At 69.5% G+C, this 19,800-nt stretch carries 19 protein-coding genes; 8 read left to right on the top strand and 11 right to left on the bottom strand.

The window, feature by feature from the left end:
- Window positions 1-16 precede the first annotated feature (16 nt).
- The gene (locus ACFWY5_RS01070) at window positions 17-898 is read right to left on the bottom strand and encodes a Clp protease N-terminal domain-containing protein (protein WP_379630212.1); all 882 of its coding nucleotides are present in this window, start codon (window positions 896-898) and stop codon (window positions 17-19) included.
- A gap of 38 nt (window positions 899-936) precedes the next feature.
- On the bottom strand, window positions 937-1,530 hold the full coding sequence (locus ACFWY5_RS01065) for a TetR/AcrR family transcriptional regulator (RefSeq protein ID WP_379630211.1): 594 nt from the start codon (window positions 1,528-1,530) through the stop codon (window positions 937-939).
- Between the two features lie 49 nt (window positions 1,531-1,579).
- On the opposite strand from ACFWY5_RS01065, the gene ACFWY5_RS01060 reads away from it, so the two are divergent.
- Window positions 1,580-2,515 (top strand): carbohydrate kinase family protein, encoded by a 936-nt coding sequence (locus tag ACFWY5_RS01060; protein ID WP_379630210.1) that lies wholly within the window; start codon window positions 1,580-1,582, stop codon window positions 2,513-2,515.
- Between the two features lies 1 nt (window position 2,516).
- Window positions 2,517-3,731, top strand: a complete 1,215-nt coding sequence (locus ACFWY5_RS01055) for an aminotransferase class III-fold pyridoxal phosphate-dependent enzyme (protein WP_379630209.1) — start codon at window positions 2,517-2,519, stop codon at window positions 3,729-3,731.
- Window positions 3,732-3,887: 156 nt separating this feature from the next.
- On the opposite strand, the gene ACFWY5_RS01050 is transcribed toward ACFWY5_RS01055, so the two are convergent.
- The 7 genes from ACFWY5_RS01050 to ngcE all read right to left on the bottom strand — a co-directional run bounded on the left by ACFWY5_RS01050 (window position 3,888) and on the right by ngcE (window position 9,780).
- The gene (locus ACFWY5_RS01050) at window positions 3,888-4,211 is read right to left on the bottom strand and encodes a nuclear transport factor 2 family protein (protein WP_379610405.1); all 324 of its coding nucleotides are present in this window, start codon (window positions 4,209-4,211) and stop codon (window positions 3,888-3,890) included.
- Window positions 4,208-5,302, bottom strand: coding sequence for a low temperature requirement protein A (locus ACFWY5_RS01045; RefSeq protein ID WP_379630208.1), 1,095 nt, complete (start codon window positions 5,300-5,302; stop codon window positions 4,208-4,210). Before ACFWY5_RS01045 ends, ACFWY5_RS01050 begins: the two co-directional genes overlap by 4 nt.
- Window positions 5,303-5,655: 353 nt before the next feature.
- Entirely contained in the window at window positions 5,656-6,201 is a 546-nt protein-coding gene (locus ACFWY5_RS01040) for a superoxide dismutase family protein (RefSeq protein ID WP_379610403.1), read from the bottom strand.
- Between the two features lie 58 nt (window positions 6,202-6,259).
- Window positions 6,260-6,508, bottom strand: coding sequence for a 4a-hydroxytetrahydrobiopterin dehydratase (locus tag ACFWY5_RS01035; RefSeq protein WP_379610402.1), 249 nt, complete (start codon window positions 6,506-6,508; stop codon window positions 6,260-6,262).
- Between the two features lie 10 nt (window positions 6,509-6,518).
- On the bottom strand, window positions 6,519-7,361 hold the full coding sequence (locus ACFWY5_RS01030; RefSeq protein ID WP_379630207.1) for a carbohydrate ABC transporter permease: 843 nt from the start codon (window positions 7,359-7,361) through the stop codon (window positions 6,519-6,521).
- Between the two features lie 54 nt (window positions 7,362-7,415).
- Window positions 7,416-8,258: a carbohydrate ABC transporter permease gene (locus ACFWY5_RS01025; protein ID WP_379630206.1), complete on the bottom strand. Its 843-nt coding sequence runs from the start codon at window positions 8,256-8,258 to the stop codon at window positions 7,416-7,418.
- Between the two features lie 76 nt (window positions 8,259-8,334).
- Entirely contained in the window at window positions 8,335-9,780 is a 1,446-nt protein-coding gene (gene ngcE, locus ACFWY5_RS01020; RefSeq protein ID WP_379630205.1) for an N-acetylglucosamine/diacetylchitobiose ABC transporter substrate-binding protein, read from the bottom strand.
- 165 nt (window positions 9,781-9,945) lie between these two features.
- Between ngcE and ACFWY5_RS01015 the strand changes: the two genes are divergently transcribed.
- Window positions 9,946-11,181 carry an alkyl sulfatase dimerization domain-containing protein gene (locus ACFWY5_RS01015; protein WP_379630204.1) on the top strand — a complete coding sequence of 412 codons (1,236 nt, stop codon included), beginning with the start codon at window positions 9,946-9,948 and terminating at the stop codon, window positions 11,179-11,181.
- A gap of 72 nt (window positions 11,182-11,253) precedes the next feature.
- Here the strand turns inward: ACFWY5_RS01015 and ACFWY5_RS01010 are convergent, their stop codons facing one another.
- Window positions 11,254-12,219 (bottom strand): pirin family protein, encoded by a 966-nt coding sequence (locus ACFWY5_RS01010; protein WP_379630203.1) that lies wholly within the window; start codon window positions 12,217-12,219, stop codon window positions 11,254-11,256.
- Window positions 12,220-12,282: 63 nt separating this feature from the next.
- Entirely contained in the window at window positions 12,283-12,927 is a 645-nt protein-coding gene (locus tag ACFWY5_RS01005; protein ID WP_184960088.1) for a GntR family transcriptional regulator, read from the bottom strand.
- A 110-nt stretch (window positions 12,928-13,037) separates the two neighbouring features.
- On the opposite strand from ACFWY5_RS01005, the gene ACFWY5_RS01000 reads away from it, so the two are divergent.
- From ACFWY5_RS01000 to ACFWY5_RS00980, 5 genes are read left to right on the top strand one after another with little or no spacing between them, the layout of a single operon-like run.
- Window positions 13,038-14,972: a beta-galactosidase gene (locus tag ACFWY5_RS01000; RefSeq protein ID WP_379630202.1), complete on the top strand. Its 1,935-nt coding sequence runs from the start codon at window positions 13,038-13,040 to the stop codon at window positions 14,970-14,972.
- Entirely contained in the window at window positions 14,969-16,291 is a 1,323-nt protein-coding gene (gcvPA, locus tag ACFWY5_RS00995; RefSeq protein WP_379610394.1) for an aminomethyl-transferring glycine dehydrogenase subunit GcvPA, read from the top strand. The genes ACFWY5_RS01000 and gcvPA overlap by 4 nt, the downstream gene beginning before the upstream one ends.
- Window positions 16,288-17,868, top strand: coding sequence for an aminomethyl-transferring glycine dehydrogenase subunit GcvPB (gene gcvPB, locus ACFWY5_RS00990; protein WP_379630201.1), 1,581 nt, complete (start codon window positions 16,288-16,290; stop codon window positions 17,866-17,868). Before gcvPA ends, gcvPB begins: the two co-directional genes overlap by 4 nt.
- 3 nt (window positions 17,869-17,871) lie before the next feature.
- Window positions 17,872-19,062, top strand: coding sequence for an ATP-NAD kinase family protein (locus ACFWY5_RS00985; RefSeq protein ID WP_379630200.1), 1,191 nt, complete (start codon window positions 17,872-17,874; stop codon window positions 19,060-19,062).
- The gene (locus tag ACFWY5_RS00980; protein WP_379610391.1) at window positions 19,059-19,799 is read left to right on the top strand and encodes an SDR family NAD(P)-dependent oxidoreductase; all 741 of its coding nucleotides are present in this window, start codon (window positions 19,059-19,061) and stop codon (window positions 19,797-19,799) included. The genes ACFWY5_RS00985 and ACFWY5_RS00980 overlap by 4 nt, the downstream gene beginning before the upstream one ends.
- Window position 19,800: the final 1 nt, after the last annotated feature.

Below are 19,800 nucleotides of genomic sequence, written 5' to 3'. Positions count from 1 at the left end.
ATGTACCGCGACCGGGTCAGGGGATCAGGCGGCGGCCGGGCGCGGTCGCCGCGCCGTGGGCGGCGTGGATGATCTCCGTGGCGAAACCGACGCATTCGCCGCAGATCCGCACGCCCGGCCCGTTGACCATCGCCCGTCCTTGATCCACGCAGCCGCAGAACGAGCAGGCCGAAACATCCCGCTTGCCGAGTTTCCGGCCGCGTCGTCCGGGCCGGGGAGGGGGCGGGATGAGGTCGTTGAGCTCCTTCTTGATCCGCGCGGGGTCGACCCCGAGATCGTCCAGGACGCGCCGCGCCGACGAGCCGGGATCCATGGCCAGGATCCACAGCAGGTGCTGGGTGCGGGTCAGGTTCTGACCCCTGCTCGCGGCGAGGCGGCGGGCGCGCATCACGTTGTCGTACGCCTCGCCGTCCCCCACCACGCCCCCACGCGGCGCGAGCAGCCGCGCGGCCGATTCGCGGATCCCTTCCCTGGTCACCCCCACCCGGTCGAGCACGCTCGCGGCGACCCCCACCTCCAGCAGCCCGAGCAGCAGATGCTGGGTGCCCGGCACGCTGCCCTCCGCGTCCGCGAGGGCCTGCGCGACCTCGACGCACACCGACAGCCGCGGCGCGACCGGCGCCGGTTCGGCCGCGGGCCCGCCGCTCACCTCCAGCCTCGGCGCGAACCGCTGGCGGGCGGCCTGCTTGCTGATGCCGAGCCGGTCGCCGATGTCGGTCCAGGAGAGCCCGGCGGTGCGGGCGGCGTCGACGTAGTGGTCGACCATGCCATCGGCGGCGGCGCCGGCCAGCGTGGCGTAGGCGATGGCGGCTTCGAGCAGTACCAGAGGCTCCGGCGAGGCGGCCCGCTCGGCCACCGCCTCGATCATGGCCTGGGTGTTCAGCGCGTGGCTGTCCATGCCGACAACACTAAGTTGTCAACGCCGCTTCGACAACCCTAACTTGTCGCGAATCCGTCGATCGCCGCCCCCATGAGGCGTTCGAGATCCGCATGCCGCAGCCGCCCCGGATACAGCAGCAGGTGCAGGCTCAGCCCGTCGACCAGGGCGAGCAAATGCTCGGTGGCATCGTCGAGGTCCGCCTCCGCGCGTACCTCTCCCGCCGCCCGAGCCTCGACCAGCAGTCCGTGTACGGCGGCGCGCAACTCACCCGCCTCTGCCCGCTGCACCTCGGCCAGCTCTTCCGACGACAAACTCCGGCTCCAGAAGCTGACCTCCAGCCGGGTCTCCTCGGTGCGCTCCGCGTCGAGCGGAAGGTTGTCCAGCAATACCTCCCGCAAGGCCGCAAGCCCCCCGAGCTCGCCGACCTTGGCGGTCAGCCGCTCCCGGATCCGCCGATGCGACTCCCGCAACGCCGACAGCAGGATCTCGTCCTTGTCGGCGAAGTAATGGGACAGAACGCCATTGGAGAGCCCGGCCTCCTTGGCGATGGCGCGGGTGGTGGCCGCGTCGATGCCATCCCGCACGATGACCCTGCTGGCGGCGGTCAGCACGTCGCGCCGGCGCTCGTCGTGGTCCACGATCTTCGGCATGCGGGCATTGTATTGACTTTTTAGTCGGACGTCTGTCTACTAACGCGGTATGACGGTCGTCACAGTCGGCGTGCACATCGTCGACATCCTCACCCGCCCCGTGGAACACATCCCTCCGGGCCAGGACACCGTGCTCGTCGAGCAGATCCGCCTCACCGCCGCGGGCGCCGCCGCCGGCACCGCCGTGGACCTGGCCAAACTCGGCAACCAGGTGATCTCCCTTGGCGCCATAGGCGACGACGAGCTCGGCGACTTCCTCCTCATGGTCATGGGCCGGCACGGCGTGGACGTCTCCCACATCCGCCGCCGCCCCGGCGAACAGACCGCCGCCTCCATCCTCCCCATCCGCCCGGACGGCGGCCGTCCCAGCTTCCACGTCCCCGGCGCCAACCTCTCGGTCACCCCCGCCGACGTGGACCCCGGCATCCTGCGTACGGCGCAGGCCGTCCACCTGGGCGGCGTGGACGTGACCTTCGGCCTGGGCGACCCCGCGTTCTTCGCTCTGCTGGACACGCTGCGCGCCGCCGGAACCATCATCACCATGGACCTCCTCTCGGAGATGCCCGACCTCCTGGGCATGGCAAAGGCGTTCCTTCCGCACGTCGACTACGTTCTCCCCAACGAGTCCCAGGCCCTCCTCATGACCGGCGCCACGACCCTGGAGGAGGCCGCCGAAGCCCTGCTGGCCGAGGGCCCGAAGGCCGTCCTGATCACCATGGGCTCGGAGGGCAGCCAGATCTTCACCGGAGGCCCGCCGGCCGGCGACGTGGTGCCCGCCCTGAAAACCGAGGTCAGCGACACGACCGGCTGCGGCGACGCGTACTGCGCGGGCTTCGTCACCGGCCTCCTGCACGGCCAGGACGTCCTCACCGCCGCCCGCTGGGGCACGGCCGCCGCCGCCCGCGTGGCGACCGGCCTGGGCTCCGACGCGGGCATCACCGACCTCCCCTCCACCCTCGGCCTCCTGGACGACGGAAGGAATTGAGATGACAGACAGCGAACTTCGCCAGCGCGCTGCCAAGGTCGTGCCGGGCGGGATGTACGGGCATCTCAACGCCGCCATCTTCGCGCCGGGCTACCCGCAGTTCTTCGAGCGCGGGGACGGATGCCGGCAGTGGGACGTGGACGGGCGGGAGTACATCGACTTCATGTGCAGCTGGGGGCCGGTGGTGCTCGGGCACCGGCATCCCGAGGTGGAAGCGGCAGCCGCTGCTCAACTGGCCAAGGGGGACTGTCTCAACGGGCCCGGCGCGGTCATGGTCGAGCTGGCGGAGCTGCTGGTCGACACCGTGCCCAGTGCTGATTGGGCGATGTTCTCCAAGAACGGCACCGATGCCACCACGCAGGCGTTGATGGTGGCCAGGGCGGCCACGGGGCGGAACAAGGTTTTGATGGCGCACGGCGCCTACCACGGGGCCGATCCCTGGTGTACGCCGTCGCTCGCCGGGACCACGCCCAACGAGCGGGCCGATCTCGTGGAGTTCGCCTACAACTCGCCGGCCAGCCTGGAGGAGGCCGCGGCCACGGTCGAGGGTGATGTGGCGGCGATCATCGTGACGCCGTTCAAGCACGACTCGTTCGAGGATCAGGAGCTCGTGGAGCCGGAGTTCGCGCGGGGTGCGCGGGCGCTGGCCGATCGGCTGGGGGCGGCGCTGGTGATCGACGATGTCCGGGCGGGGTTCCGGATCGATCTGCGCGGGTCTTGGGAGCCGTACGGCGTGCGGCCCGACCTGACCGCCTGGTCCAAGGCGATGGCCAACGGGTACCCGATCGCCGCGGTCACCGGCACGGACGCATTGCGCGGGCCGGCGCAGACCCTGTACTCGACCGGCTCCTTCTGGTTCTCCGCCGTTGCCATGGCCGCGGCCAAGGCCACGATCGAGACCCTGCGCGACACGAACGGCATCGCCGCCATGGAGAAGGCCGGCTCCCAACTGCGCGAAGGGCTGTACGCGCAGGCCAGGTCCCACGGGTTCACCGTGAAGCAGACGGGGCCGGTGACGATTCCCTGGCTGAGCTTCGAGGGTGACGCCGATCTGTCGGTGGCCATGCATTGGAGTTCGGCGTGCTTGCGGCACGGGGTGTACATCCATCCGTGGCACAACTGGTTCATGTCCGCCGCCCACACGGAGGCCGACGTGGCCCGCGCCCTGGAGGGCACCGACGCCGCCTTCGCCGAAACCCGCGCCCACCTCGGCTGACGACCCCGGCCTCCTCCAGACCGGGCAATGCCTCGAAGTCCGGGCGAGGGCCGGGGGTACGGCGATGCGACGTGGTGGGGCCGGGCTGGGCGACGTACCGGAAAAGGTGCCGCGCCGCGCACGAGGCGGTGCGGCGCGGTCGGAGGGAGGGGTGGGTTACAGGGGGATGGCGGCGGCGGTTTGGCGCCAGATCTGGCCGTTTCGGATGATCAGGGTGCCGTAGGCGCTGACCCGGTTGTTGTTCACCGTCATGACGGCGTTGTAGAAGATGGTGTCGTTCACGGCCTGGAGGGCTTTGATCTCCGCTACCTCGGGCTTGAGTGCCAGGTAGGCGGCGAAGAAGGCGCGGATCTCCTCGGGGCCCGTCGCCACGCGGTCCAGGCGGACGATCATGGCGTCCTCGTGGTACTGGGCGAGGATGGCCTCCAGGTCGCCGTCGGCGATGGCCTTCAGCTGGCGGGTGAAGAGGTCTTCGATCATTGTGCGTCTCCGGTGACGGGGCGGGCCAGCAGGTACGCGACCTGACCGGCGCCAAGGAGCAGGACGAACAGGAGCACAACGGTCACCGGGAGCCACGAGAACACGAGGATCAGCCCGGCGCTCGCGGCGCGGACGGTGGAGGAACGGCGGTCGCCGGAGCACAGGTGTTGCAGGCCCAGCGTGGCCAGTACGAGCGCTGCGGGGATGCCCACCGACCAGCCGGACGATCCCGGGTCGGCCAGCGCGTGCTCCACCCCGATGCCGAACGCGGCCAGCCCGAGGGCGAGCGGCAGGTGCGAATACACCCACACCTGCCCAGCCAGCCGCGTGCGCAGGACGACGGACTCGTCGAGGTGACCGAAGTACAGCCACCAGAAGGCCATCGCCACCGCGATCCCGCTCAGCGCGATCAACACGCTGCCCGGCGTCACGGCGTGGCTCTTGAGGCCGAAGACGACCGCCGCGACGACTTCGCCCAGGACGATCACGACGAACAGGCCGAACCGCTCGGGGAGGTGTTCCGTCTGGGGCGGCAGTGAGCCTTGATGGCGTCGCGCGAGGAACGGCGTCGCCAGGTCGATGGCCACGGCGACGCCCCACAGGACGTACCGGATCGGCGGCTCGAACGCCAGCGACAGCAGCCAGATCGCCGCCGCGATCGCGAAGCCCTGGATGTAGCGGGTGGTGAGCGCGCGGGCCTCGGGGACGTGCTGGCGCGCCCTGATGTAGGCGACGATGAGCAGCAGGCGTACGACGACGTACGACACGGCGAACAACGCCGACCGGTTGCCGATGTCGCCGACGCTGGCGGCCATGAGGGCGATCGCGAGGATTTGCGGCAGCATGAGCAGGCGGTGGCTGACGTCGTCGGTGTCGAAGCGGTTGGCGTAGAAGACATAGCCCGCCCAGGCCCACCAGAGCGGGACGAACAGGCCGACGAAGGCCAGGCCGTTTCCATGGGCCAGTACGTCGGCGAGCTCCGCCACGGCCACGACGAACACGAGGTCGTACAGGAGTTCCAGCCAGGTGGCGCGCCTGTGGTCACCCTCGAAAAGCCTTAAGCGGGGCGGCTGCCACCGGCGTTCAGACATTCTTCAAGCCCTTCGACGTAATTGTGTAAGCATCCTAGGGCCATAGCCGACAAGACCGCCCAGACCTGGGCACAGGGGCGGAGGGTGCTCCGTCGCTCAACGGGGCTTCAAGGCAGGGGCGTGCACAAGGGCCGAGCGCGGTGGCGGGGGAGGGTGAGCGGCGCCAACGCGTGCGGGTAGCCCGCGGCGCGAAACGGGCGGTGGGGGTGAGAGCTCGCACCTGATGGCCGCACGAGCGGCGCTGCGCGGTGCTTAGCGGTGCTGACCCCTGGGAGGGGCAGCCAGGGAATGGAGTGGCCGGGAGGGGTGGTGGCGGGGAGAGGGGTGGCCCGGGAAAGGGGGGAAGGGGTGGTTTAGTTGAGGGTCAGGCAGGCTACTCGGGGGCCGGCGGTGCCCGCTGACGGCCCCGTGCTGGTGGTCGGCTGGGCGTGGATGACCAGGGCGCGGGGGAGGTGGCCCGGCTCCAGTTCCCAGTCGTTGCGGGCCGTCGCGCGTCCTGTGCCCTCGGCGTCGGTGGTGAGGTCGAGCCACACCTCGTTCGCCGCGCTGGCGCTCTTCCCGTGGTGCTGGAAGTGGGGCCCGGCGTCGTCGGGCTTGGCGCCGCACGGGTTGGTGTGCAGGTGCGCGCCGTACGCACGCTTGGGCAGCAGCCCCTCCACGACCAGCGACGACGTCGTCCTGCCGCCGATCGACTCGGCGGTCAGGCTGGCCTGGGATCCGGCGGGGGCGAGTTTGCGGTCGTAGGCGATGGCCGCGGTGTCGGCGTCGGTGAAGCGGCCGGCGCCCTTGAGCGTCACGGCGGCGGCAGGTGACGGGGCCGCCGCGGGCGTGGCGGACTGCGTGCAGCCCGCGGCCAGCAGCGGCACGAACAGCGACAGAAGGATGGCGGGCCGACGCATGGTCTCTCCCCGGAGTGACGGGCTGTGGGCCCGTCAACTCTAGCGAGTGACCGGCTACTTACGCTCCGTGTTTGGCCGCGATTTCGTCGATGATGGCCGCCAACCGGTGGTCGAGGTCGGTCAGGCCGCCCGCGTCGTGCGTGGTCAGGACCAGGTGGAGGGTACGCCACCGGATGTCGATGTCGGGATGGTGGTTCATCTCCTCGGCCTTGACCGCGATCTCGTCGACGATGCGGATGGCCGTGGGGAAGTCCGGCGCGGTGATCGTGCGCCGGAGTTCCTCACCTTCGCGGGTCCACTCACTCATGAGGGCAACGTTACTTCAAGGCCCCCGCGCCGAGCCCGGACTGGATCTGGCGCTGGAAGATGATGTAGACGATCAGCACCGGGATGATCGCCAGGTTCATGGCGGCGAACAGAGCAGGCCAGTCGGCCTCATAGCCGGCGATGGTGGAGATATCGGCGATGCCCTGCGTGATGACCCATTTCGAACGGTCGGCCGGCACGAGCGCGAGCGGCAGCAGGTACTGGTTCCACTGGCCCAGCACGTTGAAGATGGTGATGCTGATCAGGCCGGGCTTGGCCATCGGCAGCATGACCTGGAAGAACGTACGGGTGTGCGAGGCCCCGTCGATCTTCGCCGCTTCGGCCACCGCCTCCGGCAGCGTACGGAAGAAGGCGGCCAGGAAGAACACGGTGAAGGGCAGCGAGTAGGCGATGTAGACGACGATCAGGCCGAGGTAGGAGTTGAGCAGCCCGACCTGCTTCACCACGAAGAACAGCGGGGTGATCGCCAGGAACACCGGGAAGGCCATGCCGGAGACGAACAGCAGGTAGATGAGCTTACTGCCGACGAACTTGTAGCGGGCCAGCACGTACGCGGCCATCGAGCCGAACAACATCGTACCGAGCGTGCTGAAGAACACGACGATCACCGTGTTGATCATGTACTGCCCGACGTGGGCCTTCTCCCAGGCCCGGGCCCAGTTGTCCCAGCGGGCCGCGCCGGGGAACTGGAGCGCGTCGCCGAAGATCTCGGTGTTGTCCTTGAACGCGGCCAGGAACGTCCACAGGAGCGGAAGGATGATCAGCAGCGCCCAGACGGCGAGCGCGACGTGCGACAGGCCGCTCAGGGCGCTGGGCTTCGGCTTGTTTCGCATGTCAGAGTCCTCTTGCCGAGCGATGACGGATGGATGCGTGTCGCCTCGGATCCATCACATCTCGATCTTCTCGCGCCGGGTGACGCGCAGGGTCAGCACCGCGAAGGTGACCGTCAGGAAGAACAGGGCCACGCCCATCGCGGAGGCGTATCCGACCTTGCTGTAGGAGAAGGCGGTCTTGAAGATCTCCACGGGGAGCACGGTGGTGGCGCCGTCGGGCCCGCCGGCGTCCAGAGTGAGTACCTGGACCAGGGCGAAGCAGTCGAAGGCGGCGATGCCCAGGTAGACCCAGCCGACCTGGATCGTGTCACGCAGCAGTGGCAGCGTGATGCGGAAGAAGAGGGTGAACCGGCCGGCCCCGTCGAGGGAGGCGGCCTCGAAGTAGTCCTTCGGGATGGCCGACATGCCCGCGGAGAACAGCACCACGTAGAAGCCGACCGCCTGCCAGACCATGACCGCGATGAGCGACCAGAGGGCCAGGTTCGGGTCGCTCATCCAGCCGATCGGCTCGCCGCCCATTTTCATGACGGCGCCGTTGATCACGCCGCTCTCGTCGGGGCGGTAGATCGCCTTCCAGAGCACGCCGACGATGGCGACGGCCAGGACCTGGGGCGCGAAGAACACGACCTTGTAGAAGGTCGAGCCCCACACGCCCCGCATGCCGGCCCCGCGCGAGCCGCCGCCCAGGTTGAGCAGGAAGGCGAAGACCAGCGCGAGGGCGAGCACGACGAGCGGCATCACAAGCAGGACGATCCCGTGCGTCCGCAGGGCGTTCCAGAAGACCTCGTCGTTGAAGAGCCTGGTGAAGTTCTCAAACCCGACGAAGGCGGGGTTCGCCTGGTAACCGTTCCAGCTCGTCAGCGAGAGCTGAAAAGCCTGGATGTACGGACTGATCACGAAGACTACGTAAAGCGTCACCGGGACGGCGAGAAATCCCAGGACGAAACCGTACTTGCGAAGCCGCTCCATCGAGTTACGCGTTCCTGGTCTGCTTGGCGATGGAGGAGTCGGCCTTGATGTCGTCGGCCTTCTTCTGGACCTTGTCCAGGAACTCGTCGACGGTCATCCGGCCGCCCATGAGGATGTTCTGCTGCGCCCAGGCGTAGTCGAACAGCTCCTTGTACCAGCCCTCGAAGCGTGCCGAGGTGATGAGGCTCTGACCGGCGGCGGTCTGGACCTTGTTGGCCGAGGCCAGGCCCGGGGGCAGGTCGACGCCCTCGGCGGAGCCGTTCACGATGGTGAGGCTCTTGGTCTGCTGGACGAAGCCCTTCGCGCCCTCCTTGGAGAGCATGATGCGCAGGTACTCCAGCGCGCCCTGCGGGTTCTTGCCCTTGGCGGTGGCGAAGAAGACCTCGCCGGTGCCGACCTGGATGGCGCCGTAGGGCATCGTGTCGTTGGCGGTGACGGTGGGGAACGGCGCGAGGGCGTACTCGAAGGTGTCCGGCTTGTCCTTGGCCATCTCACCTTCCAGCCAGGAGCCGGTCGGGTAGAACAGGAACTTGTCCTGCAGGTGCTTGATCTGGGTCTGGGTGTGGTCCAGGCCGAGGTAGGACTTGTCGCTGTACTTCGTGAAGATCTCGTGCCAGGCGGTCACGGACGCCTTGAACGCCTCCGACTTCCAGGCGTTGTCCACCAGGTTGTCGATGTCGATGATGGCCTGGTTGCCGCCGATCTTCGCGGCCTGGTAGAGCATGTTCCACAGCATGTAGTACGGGCCCTTCTGGCCCGGGTAGGCGAACAGGTGCATGCCCTTGGCCTTGGCCTTGTCGCCCAGCGCCTTGAACTCGTCGAGGGTCTGCGGGAGCGTCCAGCCCTCCTTCTCGAAGAGCTTGCTGTTGTACCAGAGCCCGCGGTGGGACACGACGTAGTTGAGCGTCATGTCCTTGCCGTTGAGCTTGCCCTCCTCGAGCGCGGCCGGGGTGACGGTGTCGCGGACCTTCTTGCCCGGGTCGTCGAGCGCCGGGGCGTCCCAGAGCGGGCCCAGGTCGGCGACGTGGCCCTCGGCGGCCAGCGCGGCCACGTCCATGGCCTCGGGGCCGGAGTTGTTGACGACGTCGGGCGCGTCGCCGGCCAGGAAGCGCGGGCGCAGCATGGTGCCGACGTTCTGGGTGCCGGTGTGCTTGATGGAGACGCCGGCGAAGGACTTGGTGTACATCGCCTCGTGGACGAGCTTGGCGTAGTCGTCCTTGAAGCCGCCGGTGAAGATGACGACCTCAAGGCCCTTCTTGGCGTCGACGCCGAAGGGGTTCTTCGGGTCGGAGCCGGCGCTGGAGGCAGGGGCGGGGGCGGAGGCGGAGGGAGCCGCGGTGCCGCCGGTGGCGCAGGCTGAGAGCAGGCCCACCCCGGGGCCGGCGACGAACGCGGTCAGGCCGATCCGGCGCAGCAGCTGGCGCCGTGTGATCTCTCCCGGGTGGGACATACGGATCTCTCCTGAAGGGGATCAATTAGGAAAGTTTCCTAAACGTTTTGCCGAACGTACGAATGTCCGGTGACTCCCGTCAAGAGGGCGCAATCGACCCGTGACCTTGTGAGGCGCTTCCGTGACCCCTTGTCTAGAATCGTGTTCTAGAACAAGGTGGTGCCCATGATTGAGGAGTACGCGGACCGTATCTGGAACGGTGAGTCGGACGACAGCATCGTGGACACGGGCATGGACGGCAAGGGCGTCCAGCCGATCGCGGACGGGCTCGGGTGGTGGCCGGGCTTCGGCAACGTGATCACCTTCGAGACCGAGGGCGAACTGGTCCTCTTCGACACCAGCAGCCCCTTCTCGGCCGCGCAGCTCCACACCGACGTACGCGCCTGGTCGAAGGCCCCGCTGACCACGGCATTCTACTCGCATGGCCACATCGACCACGTTTTCGGCACCGCGCCCTTCGAGGAGTCCGGACCCCGCGCGACGATCTACGCCCACAAGGCAGTTGTAGCCCGTTTCCACCGCTACGTGCTGACGAACGGCTACAACGCGATCATCAACCAGCGCCAGTTCCAAGCCCCGAACCTGCGCTGGCCCACGGACTACCGTCACCCCGACGTCACCTTCGACGACTCCCTGACGGTACGGCGCGGCGGCCTCACCTTCGACCTCTTCCACGCGAAGGGCGAGACCGACGACGCGAGCGTCTGCTACGTCCCGGAACACAAGCTCCTGCTGCCCGGCGACCTGTTCATCTGGGTCACCCCGAACTGCGGCAATCCGCAGAAGGTCCAGCGCTACCCACGCGAGTGGGTCCACGCCCTGCGCCGCATGGCCGCCCTGGACGCCGAGACCATGCTCCCCAGCCACGGCGCGCCCGTCTTCGGCCGCGACCGCATCCGCACGGCGCTGCTGGAGACGGCGGAATGGCTGGAGTCCCTGGTCACCCAGGCGCTCGGCCTCCTCAACGCCGGCGCCCGCCTGGACGAGATCATGCACACGGTACGCCCGCCGGCGCACCTGGCCGACCGGCCGTACCTGCGTGCCCGCTACGACGAGCCCGAGTTCGTGGTCAGGAACCTCTGGCGGCTGTACGGCGGCTGGTACGACGGCAACCCCGCCACCCTGAAGCCCGCCCCGGACGCCGCCGTGGCCGCGGCGGTCGCCGGGCTGGCCGGCGGCGCCTCGGTGCTGGCCGACGCCGCGCTGAAGGCTCTGGGCGAGGGTGACGAGCGCCTGGCCGGGCACCTGGCCGAGATGGCCGCACTGGCCGCCCCCGGCGACCCGGGCGTGCACCGGGTCCGGGCCGAGGTCTTCGCGGCCAGGGCGGCGGGCGAACAGTCGCTGATGGCCAGAAGCGTCTTCGCCTGGGCGGCAGCAGAGTCACAAAAGCACACCAGCTAGCACGAAACGCGAACCGGTCCTGGGACAGCGAAACGGGCCCGCGCGACGCGGGCCCGTCGAAGCCGGTCGGGGTCAGGCGTGTTCGGCCGGGATGACGCCCAGCTTGCCCGCCTGGTAGTCCTCGAAGGCCTGAACCAGCTCGGCCCGCGTGTTCATGACGAACGGACCGTAGTGCGCCACCGGCTCCCCGATGGGCTCGCCGCCCAGGACGATCACCTCCAGCGCCGAACGCGGCGCCGCGGTGAGCGTGATCGCCTCACCCGAGGTGGCCAGTCCGGGCCGGTTGCCGAACCCCTCGAACACCGCCAGCTGCCCGCTGCCGAACGCCGTCTTCTCCATACCGGCGCTGCCGTTCCCGGACAGCGCGTACGCGAGCGCGTTGAAGTCCTTGCGCCACGGCAGCGTCAGGCGCGCGCCGGGGCTGAGCGAGGCGTGCAGCAGCGTGATGGGCGTCTGGGTGGAGCCGGGCCCGGCGTGCCCGCCCAGGTCGCCGGCGATCAGGCGCACCAGCGCGCCGCCGTCGTCGCTGCTGAGCAGGACGACGCTGGAGCTGCCGATGTCCTGGTAGCGGGGGGCGATCATCTTCTTGGACCCGGGGAGGTTGACCCAGAGCTGGATGCCGTGGAACAGGCCGCCCTTCTGGACGAGCCACTCCGGCGGCGCCTCCTTGTGCAGGATGCCGGCGCCGGCCGTCATCCATTGGGTGTCGCCGTTGGTGATCGTGCCGCCGCCGCCGTTGGAGTCGAGGTGGTCGATGACTCCGTCGATCATGTACGTGACGGTCTCGAAGCCGCGGTGCGGGTGCCACGGGGTGCCCTTGGGCTCGCCGGCGGCGTAGTCGACCTCGCCCATCTGGTCCATCATGACGAACGGGTCGAGGTACTGCGGCTTGATGGCGGCCAGCGCCTTGCGTACGGGGAAGCCCTCGCCCTCGAAGCCGGTGGGCGCGGTCTCGACCGCCAGCACCTTGCGCTGCGGACCGGTGTGGGCCGGGATGCGCGGGAGGGTGAGCGGGTTCTCGACGGTTACGGCGGGCATGTCGGGCTCCTTCCTGCGGTGTCTGCAGGGCCTAACCCAGTTTATCTTTCAACTATTCCAAGCCTAAGCGGAGGGGATGCGGGACATCATGCGTTCCATCCCGTTCACCCAGTTGTCGCGCAGCGCCTCCGTCGCCTTGTCGAGGTGCCCGGCCATGAGCAGTTCGGCCACCTCGCAGTGCTCGGCCGCCTCGCGTTCCAGGGGGGCGTCGTCGCCGGCGATCAGGTGGGCGTAGCGCCGCATGCCGGCCTTGACGCTGGTGATCAGGTCGAGCAGCCGCTCGTTCTGGCAGCCGCTCAGCAGCAGGTCGTGCCACTCGTCGTCGTGCCGTTCTATGATCTGCTGCTCGGCGACCGGGTCGGGGAAGTCGCGCGCCAGCCGTAGCAGCTCAGGGGCGATCTTGCGCAGGTAGCCGGGGTCGGAGGTCTCCAGTGCGAGTGACTCCAGGGCGGCGACGATCTCGCACAGCTCCCTGAACTCCCTCTTGCTCACCGGCGCGAACCGGAAGCCCCTGCCCTGGGAGCTCTCCAGCACGCCCTCGCCCGCGAGTGTGATGAGCGCCTCACGCAGGGGAGTACGGCTGACGCCGAGCTCGCCCGCCAGCGCCGCCTCGTTGATGTCCGTGCCCGCGGAAAAGTCGCCGCGATCGAGCCTTCTCAAGAGCTCGTCCCTGATCTGCTCGCGCAGTGGTCGCCGCTCGATCGGCATGGCACTCCTTCGGTGTGATCTTCCCTGTTCAGCGTAGCGCTTGACGTGATGCAAAATACTGCACTATGAATTCTGTGTACAAAATAGTACACAGCACAAGAGGAGTAAGAGTGGGGCTGACCCGGGTGCCGGGGTTGCTGTTCGGCGGGGACTACAACCCCGAGCAGTGGCCCGAGGAGGTCTGGGCCGAGGACATGAGTCTGATGGCCGAGGCCGGCGTGAACATGGCCACCGTCGCCGTGTTCTCGTGGTCGCGGCTGGAGCCGAGGCGGGGCGAGTACGACTTCGGCTGGCTCGACCGCGTCCTCGACCTCCTGCACGAGCACGGGATCGCCGCCGACCTGGCCACCGCGACCGCCACCCCGCCGCCGTGGCTGGTGCGCGAGCACCCCTCGGTGATGCCGGTGAGCGCCGACGGCGTGCGCCTGGAGTTCGGCTCCCGGCAGGGCTACTGCCCCAGCTCTCCGGTCTTCAAGGACCACGTCGTACGGCTGGCCGAGGCGATGGCCGAGCGCTACAAGGACCACCCGGCCCTGGCCATGTGGCACATCGGCAACGAGTACGCCGACCACACCCTCGAATGTTTCTGCGAGGAGTCGGCCCGGCACTTCCGCCGCTGGCTGGCCGAGCGCTACAAGGACGCCGACGGGCTCAACGCCGCCTGGGGCACCTCCTGCTGGGGCCAGCACTACACCGACCTGGCCCAGGTCGAGCCGCCCCGCACCGCCCCCGGCCCGGTCAACCCCGCGCAGCTCCTCGACTGGCGCCGCTTCTGCAGCGACGCCCTGCTGGAGCTCTTCGAGGCCGAGAAGGCCGTGCTGCGCCGGGTGACCCCCGAGGTCAAGGTCACCACGAACTTCATGAGCATCCTGCACGGCCTGGACTACTGGAAGTGGGCCGCCGCCGAGGACCTCGTCAGCGACGACGCCTACCCCGACCCCGCCGACCCGCGCTCGCACGTGGCCGTGGCCCTCAGCTACGACCTCATGCGCTCGCTGAAGCGGCAGCCGTGGCTGCTGCTGGAGTCGGCCCCGAGCGCCGTGTCGTGGCGCGAGGTCAACGCGCCCAAGCCGCCCGGCATGATGCGCCTGCACAGCCTGCAGGCGCTGGCCCACGGCTCCGACGGCGTCATGTTCTTCCAGTGGCGCCAGGCCAAGTACGGCCCGGAGAAGTTCCACTCCGCGATGCTCCCGCACGGCGGCACCGCCACCCGCGGCTGGCAGGACACCCTGCGCCTGGGCGCGGACCTGCGCAGGCTCGGCGAGGTCGCCGGCTCCCACAGCGAGGCCGAGGTCGCCCTGGTCCTCGACTGGGACAGCTGGTGGGGCCTGGAGGCGCCCGAGTCGATGCCGTCCAACCGGCTCAAGCTCAAGGACCTCCTGCTGGCCTGGTACGCGCCGCTGCACGCGCGCGGCATCGCCGTGGACCTGACGCCGCCCGGCCGGGACCTGTCCGGCTACAAGCTGGTGATCGCCCCCAACCTCTACCTCGCCGGTGACGAGCTCGCGGCGTACCGGGGAGAGCTGGTCGTGGGGCCGTTCAGCGGCGTGGTCGACGCCAACGACCAGGTGCACGACGGTGGCGCGCCGGGACCGCTGCGCGAACTGCTCGGCGTGGCCGTGGACGAGTGGTGGCCGCTGCCCGACGGCGTCCGCCAGCCCGTGGAGGGCGGCAGCGCGCACACGTGGGCGGAGTGGCTGCGGCCGATCGACGCCGAGGTGCTGGCCCGCTACCGGGGCGGCGACCTCGACGGGCGGCCCGCGATCACCCGCAAGGGCCGGGCCACCTACCTGAGCTGCCTTCTCGACGACGTGACGCCGGTTCTCGACGACGTGCTCGCCCGCGCGGGCGTCCGTGGCATCGAGCTTCCCGAGGGGGTGGAGGCCGTGCGGAGGGGCGCGTACCTCTTCCTGCTCAACCACACCGCCGAGACCCGGCGGGTCGCGCTCCCGCACCGCGGCGAGGACCTGCTCACCCAGACCACCCTCGACGGCGAGATCGAGCTCGCCCCCCGAGACGCCATCGTGTTGAAGGAGATCCGTTGACACACCCGTATATCCCGAACACCGAGCCTGGTGTCAGGGCCGAGATGCTGGCCGCCGTCGGCGCGCGGAGCGTCGAGGAGTTCTATGCCGACATTCCGGCCGAGCTCCGGCTGAACCGCCCGCTCGACCTGCCCGCGCCGCTGGTGGCCGAGCAGGATCTCGTGCGCCACATGGAGGGCCTGTTCGCCAAGAACGTGGCCGGACTGAGCTTCCTCGGGCACGGCAGCTACGCGCACTACGTCCCGGCGGTCTGCGACGAGGTCAACTCCCGCAGTGAGTTCCTCACCGCCTACGCCGGCGAGCCGTACGAGGACCACGGGCGTTTCCAGGCCTTGTTCGAGTACGTGAGCATGATGGGCGAGCTGCTCGAGATGGACGTGGTCAACGTCCCCACCTACGACGGCTACCAGGCGTCCGGCACCGCCATCCGCATGGCCTGCCGCTACACCGGCCGGCCCAAGGTCCTGCTCAGCGGCGCCATCGCCGCCGAAAAGCTGAGCAAGCTGCGTGACTTCCTCGCCCACGACATCGAGATGGTCTTCGCCCCGGTCGCCGCCAACGGCGAGATCGGCGAGGTCGCGATCGACGACACCTTCGGCGCGATCTACCTGGAGACCCCCAACGTCTACGGCGTGGTCGAGACCCGGGGCAAGGAGCTGGCCGACCTGGCGCACGCCAACGGCGCGCTGCTCGTCGTCAGCGCCGACCCGATCTCCCTCGGCGTCCTCGCGCCCCCGGCCGCCTACGGCGCCGACATCGCCTGCGGCGACATCCAGCCGCTCGGCATGCACCCGGGCTACGGCGGCGGCCACGCCGGCTACATCGCCACCCAGGACCACGAGCCGCTGGTCGCGGAGTTCCCCTCGCGCCTGTTCGGCATCGCGCCGACGAAGGTCCCCGGCGAGTACGGCTTCGGCGACGTCTACTACGACCGCACCTCCTTCGCCCACCGCGAAGAGGGCAAGGAATGGGTGGGTACGGCCGCCGCCCTGTGGGGCATCACGGCCGGTGTCTACCTGGCGCTCATGGGCCCGGAGGGAATGAAGGAGGTCGGGGAGACGATCCTGTCGCGTACCCGCTACGCCATGGACGCCCTGGGCCGGCACGTCACCGTGCGGCACAAGGACGCCGTGCACTTCCGCGAGTTCGCGATCGAGGTGCCCTCGTCCGGCGCGCTCCTGGACGGGCTGCGCGACAAGGGGATCTTCGGCGGCGTCGCCCTCGACGACCGCACGGTGCTCGTGTGCGTGACCGAGTGCCACTCCACCGACGACATCGACCGGCTCGCAGCGGCCGTCAAGGAGGTTCTGGGCGCATGAGCGGTCACGGAGAGTCGTTCGCCGAGCTGCCGGTGGCGCCGAAGCCGCCGCTGCGCCGCTTCCACCAGGCCCGGTGGGACGAGCCGATCATCTTCGAGCTCTCGCACCCGGGACGGCGCGGCATCGCCGTGCCCAAGGCCGAGGGGCCCGCGGTGGAACTGCCCGCGTCGGTGCGCCGGGAGCACGCGCCGAAGCTGCCCGAGATGTCGCAGCTGCACGTGCTGCGGCACTACCTGCGGCTGTCGCAGGAGAACCTGGGCTTCGACCTCAACATCGACGTCGGCCAGGGCACCTGCACGATGAAGTACAGCCCCAAGGTCAACGACCTGTTCGCCAAGGCGACCAATCCGCTCCACCCGCACCAGCACGAGGACACCGTGCAGGGCGTGCTGGAGATCTACTGGCGCATGGAGCGGATGCTGGCGGAGATCTCGGGGATGTCCCGGGTCTCGCTGCAGCCGGGCTCGGGGTCGGCGGCGATCTACGCCAACATCGCGATGATCCGCGCCTACCACGCCGCCAACGGCGGTGAGGGCCGCGACCAGGTCATCACCACGATGTTCTCGCACCCGTCCAACGCGGCCTGCGCCAAGACCGCCGGGTACGAGGTCATCACGCTGATGCCGGACGCCGAGGGCCTGCCGGACATCGAGGCGCTGAAGGCGGCCATCGGCCCGCGTACCGCCGCGCTGATGATCACCAACCCCGAGGACACGGGCGTCTTCAACTCGCGCATCAAGGAGTTCGTGGACCTGGTGCACTCGGTGGGCGGCCTGGCCTGCTACGACCAGGCCAACGCCAACGGCATCCTGGGCATCACGCGGGCGCGCGACGTCGGTTTCGACCTGTGCCACTTCAACCTGCACAAGACGTTCTCGACCCCGCACTCCTGCGGCGGTCCTGCGGCGGGCGCCTGTGGCGTCTCGCCGGCGCTGGAGCCGTTCCTGCCCGAGCCGACCGTCGATCGGGTGGAATTCGACGGTACTGGATTCGACGGTACTGAGCGTTTTGTGCTGAAATATCCGGAAAAGTCCGTTGGCAAGATCCGCCCGTTCCTCGGCGTCACCCCGAACGTCGTCCGGGCCTACGCATGGATCATGTCGCTGGGCGCGGAAGGGCTCCGTCAGGTCGCCGAGACCGCGGTGCTCAACAACAACTACCTCATGCACAAGATCCTCCAGATTCCCGGCGCCTCCGTCCCATGGAACAGCCGCCACGTCGAGCAGGCCCGCTACTCCTGGCAGCAGCTGTCGGAGGAGACCGGCGTGCACTCGGAGGAGATCGGCACCCGCGCCGCGGACTTCGGCGTCCACTACTGGACCTCGCACCACCCCTACCTGGTGCCCGAGCCCTTCACGCTGGAGCCCACCGAGTCCTACGCCAAGGAGGACCTCGACGAGTACGCCGCGATCCTGGCCCACGTCGCCGACGAGGCGCGCCGGGATCCGGAGTTCGTCAAGGGCGCGCCGTACAACCAGACGATCCACAAGATCGACATGACGTCGCTCGACGACCCGAAGCAGTGGGCGCCCACCTGGCGCGCCTACGTCCGCAAGCACCTGCAGGGTCAGGACTGAGCCATGTTCACTGTGGGGTTGGTGGTCAATCCGGTGGCCGGGCTCGGCGGCTCGGCCGGGCTCAAGGGCAGCGACGGGACGGACGTCCAGCGCGAGGCCCTGGCCAGGGGTGCCCGGCCGCGGGCGGGGGAGCGGGCGGCGCAGGCCGTCCGCACGCTGCTCGCCCGCCGTCCCGGCGTCCGGATCGCCACCGTCCCCGGCCCGATGGGCGTCGAAGGCGCCCACGAGCTGGTACGGCCACCGGCCCCCCGCCACCCGGAGCCCGGCAGGATCGCCGGCGGGGTGGGGCTGACGACGGCGGCGGACACCAGGGCGGCGGTGGCCGCGCTGGTCGCGCTGGCCGATGTCGACCTGCTGCTGTTCGCCGGCGGCGACGGCACCGCGCGCGACGTCCTGGACGCCGTCCGGGAGCTGGGTGAGGCGGCCCCTCCGGTTCTCGGGATCCCGGCGGGTGTCAAGGTCTACTCGGGCTGCTTCGCCCTCAGCCCGGCCACGGCCGGGTTCGTGGCCGCCGGGTTCGACGGCACGACGGCCGAGGCCGAGGTGGTGGATCTCGACGAGGAGCTCTACCGCCGCGGCGCGGTCAGTCCCCGCCTGTACGGCTCGCTCAGGGTCCCCGCGGCCCGTGCGGCGCTGTCGGGCAGGAAGGCGGGCTCGTCCGCGACGGCCGAGGGGACCGTCGAGGGCATCGCCCGCGAGGTCGCGGCCACGATGCGCCCCGGCGTCCGCTACGTCCTGGGCCCCGGCGCGACCACGCTGGCCGTGGGCAGGGAGCTGGGGCTGGCCACGACGCTGCTGGGCGTGGACGTGGTCGAGCGTGGCGGCTCGGGATTCGGCGGCGTCGGTGGTGTCGTGGTCGGTGCGGACGTCTCGGAGCCCGAGTTGTTCGAGCTGGTGAACGGCGAGCGGTCGGCGCTGGTCCTGTCGGTGATCGGCGGGCAGGGCTTCGTGCTCGGCCGCGGCAACCAGCAGGTCTCGCCCCGGGTGCTCGACGCGGTCAGGGACGGCGGAGGGGAGCTGTTCGTGCTGGCCACCCAGCAGAAGCTGGCCGCGCTCAACGGCCGGCCGCTGCTGGCCGACACCGGCGACGACGAGACAGACAGCAAGCTCAGCGGGCACGTCCGGGTGATCACCGGTTACCGCGAAAGCACGATCTACCGGATCTGTCCGGCAAGTGAGGAGTTCCAGATATGAGCACGCTCGACGGCAAGGTAGCGATCGTCACCGGCGGTGCCTCGGGCATCGGCCGCGCGACCGCGATCCTGTTCGCCAAGGAGGGCGCGAAGGTCGTCGTGGCCGACGTCGACGCCGCGGGGGCGCGGGCCGTGGCCGAGGAGGTCGGCGGCACCGCCGTACCGGCCGACGTGTCGCAGCCGAAGGACTGCGAGCTGATCGTCCGCACGGCGGTCGAGACCTACGGCGGCCTGCACGTGCTGTTCAACAACGCCGGCATCATCCGCCGCACCACCGCGCTCGACCTCGACGTCGAGGAGTGGGACCGGGTCATGGCGGTCAACGTGCGCTCGGTGTTCCTCATGAGCAAGTACGCCATCCCGGCCATGACCGAAGGCGGCTCGATCGTCAACACCGGTTCTGGCTGGGGCCTCAAGGGCGGCGGCAACGCGATCTCCTACTGCGCCTCCAAGGCGGCCGTGGTCAACATGACCAGGGCGCTGGCGATCGACCACGCCAAGGCCGGGATCCGCGTCAACTCCGTCAATCCCGGCGACACCAACACCCCGATGCTGCGCGACGAGGCCAAGCAGCTCAACGAGGACTGGGCGGCGTTCGAGAAGGACGCCGCCGACCGGCCGATGGGTCGCTCGGGCACCCCCGAGGAGATCGCTCAGGCCGTGCTCTTCCTGGCGAGTGACGCCGCCAGTTACATCACCGGATCAGCGCTCGTCGTCGACGGCGGCGGGCTCGCGTAAC

The organism is Nonomuraea sp. NPDC059007 (assembly GCF_042740555.1).
In the GTDB taxonomy this organism is placed as follows: domain Bacteria; phylum Actinomycetota; class Actinomycetes; order Streptosporangiales; family Streptosporangiaceae; genus Nonomuraea.
Note: the sequence above shows the minus strand (reverse complement) of the source record. Positions and strands in the feature narration are given on the sequence as shown.

What these genes read in the sequence shown, in the direction of transcription:
- ACFWY5_RS01070 (WP_379630212.1), bottom strand. Translation starts at nt 898, where the DNA reads ATGGACAGCCACGCGCTGAACACCCAGGCCATGATCGAGGCGGTGGCC.
- ACFWY5_RS01065 (WP_379630211.1), bottom strand. Translation starts at nt 1,530, where the DNA reads ATGCCGAAGATCGTGGACCACGACGAGCGCCGGCGCGACGTGCTGACC.
- ACFWY5_RS01060 (WP_379630210.1), top strand. Translation starts at nt 1,580, where the DNA reads ATGACGGTCGTCACAGTCGGCGTGCACATCGTCGACATCCTCACCCGC.
- ACFWY5_RS01055 (WP_379630209.1), top strand. Translation starts at nt 2,517, where the DNA reads ATGACAGACAGCGAACTTCGCCAGCGCGCTGCCAAGGTCGTGCCGGGC.
- ACFWY5_RS01050 (WP_379610405.1), bottom strand. Translation starts at nt 4,211, where the DNA reads ATGATCGAAGACCTCTTCACCCGCCAGCTGAAGGCCATCGCCGACGGC.
- ACFWY5_RS01045 (WP_379630208.1), bottom strand. Translation starts at nt 5,302, where the DNA reads ATGTCTGAACGCCGGTGGCAGCCGCCCCGCTTAAGGCTTTTCGAGGGT.
- ACFWY5_RS01040 (WP_379610403.1), bottom strand. Translation starts at nt 6,201, where the DNA reads ATGCGTCGGCCCGCCATCCTTCTGTCGCTGTTCGTGCCGCTGCTGGCC.
- ACFWY5_RS01035 (WP_379610402.1), bottom strand. Translation starts at nt 6,508, where the DNA reads ATGAGTGAGTGGACCCGCGAAGGTGAGGAACTCCGGCGCACGATCACC.
- ACFWY5_RS01030 (WP_379630207.1), bottom strand. Translation starts at nt 7,361, where the DNA reads ATGCGAAACAAGCCGAAGCCCAGCGCCCTGAGCGGCCTGTCGCACGTC.
- ngcE (WP_379630205.1), bottom strand. Translation starts at nt 9,780, where the DNA reads ATGTCCCACCCGGGAGAGATCACACGGCGCCAGCTGCTGCGCCGGATC.
- ACFWY5_RS01015 (WP_379630204.1), top strand. Translation starts at nt 9,946, where the DNA reads ATGATTGAGGAGTACGCGGACCGTATCTGGAACGGTGAGTCGGACGAC.
- ACFWY5_RS01010 (WP_379630203.1), bottom strand. Translation starts at nt 12,219, where the DNA reads ATGCCCGCCGTAACCGTCGAGAACCCGCTCACCCTCCCGCGCATCCCG.
- ACFWY5_RS01005 (WP_184960088.1), bottom strand. Translation starts at nt 12,927, where the DNA reads ATGCCGATCGAGCGGCGACCACTGCGCGAGCAGATCAGGGACGAGCTC.
- gcvPB (WP_379630201.1), top strand. Translation starts at nt 16,288, where the DNA reads ATGAGCGGTCACGGAGAGTCGTTCGCCGAGCTGCCGGTGGCGCCGAAG.
- ACFWY5_RS00985 (WP_379630200.1), top strand. Translation starts at nt 17,872, where the DNA reads ATGTTCACTGTGGGGTTGGTGGTCAATCCGGTGGCCGGGCTCGGCGGC.
- ACFWY5_RS00980 (WP_379610391.1), top strand. Translation starts at nt 19,059, where the DNA reads ATGAGCACGCTCGACGGCAAGGTAGCGATCGTCACCGGCGGTGCCTCG.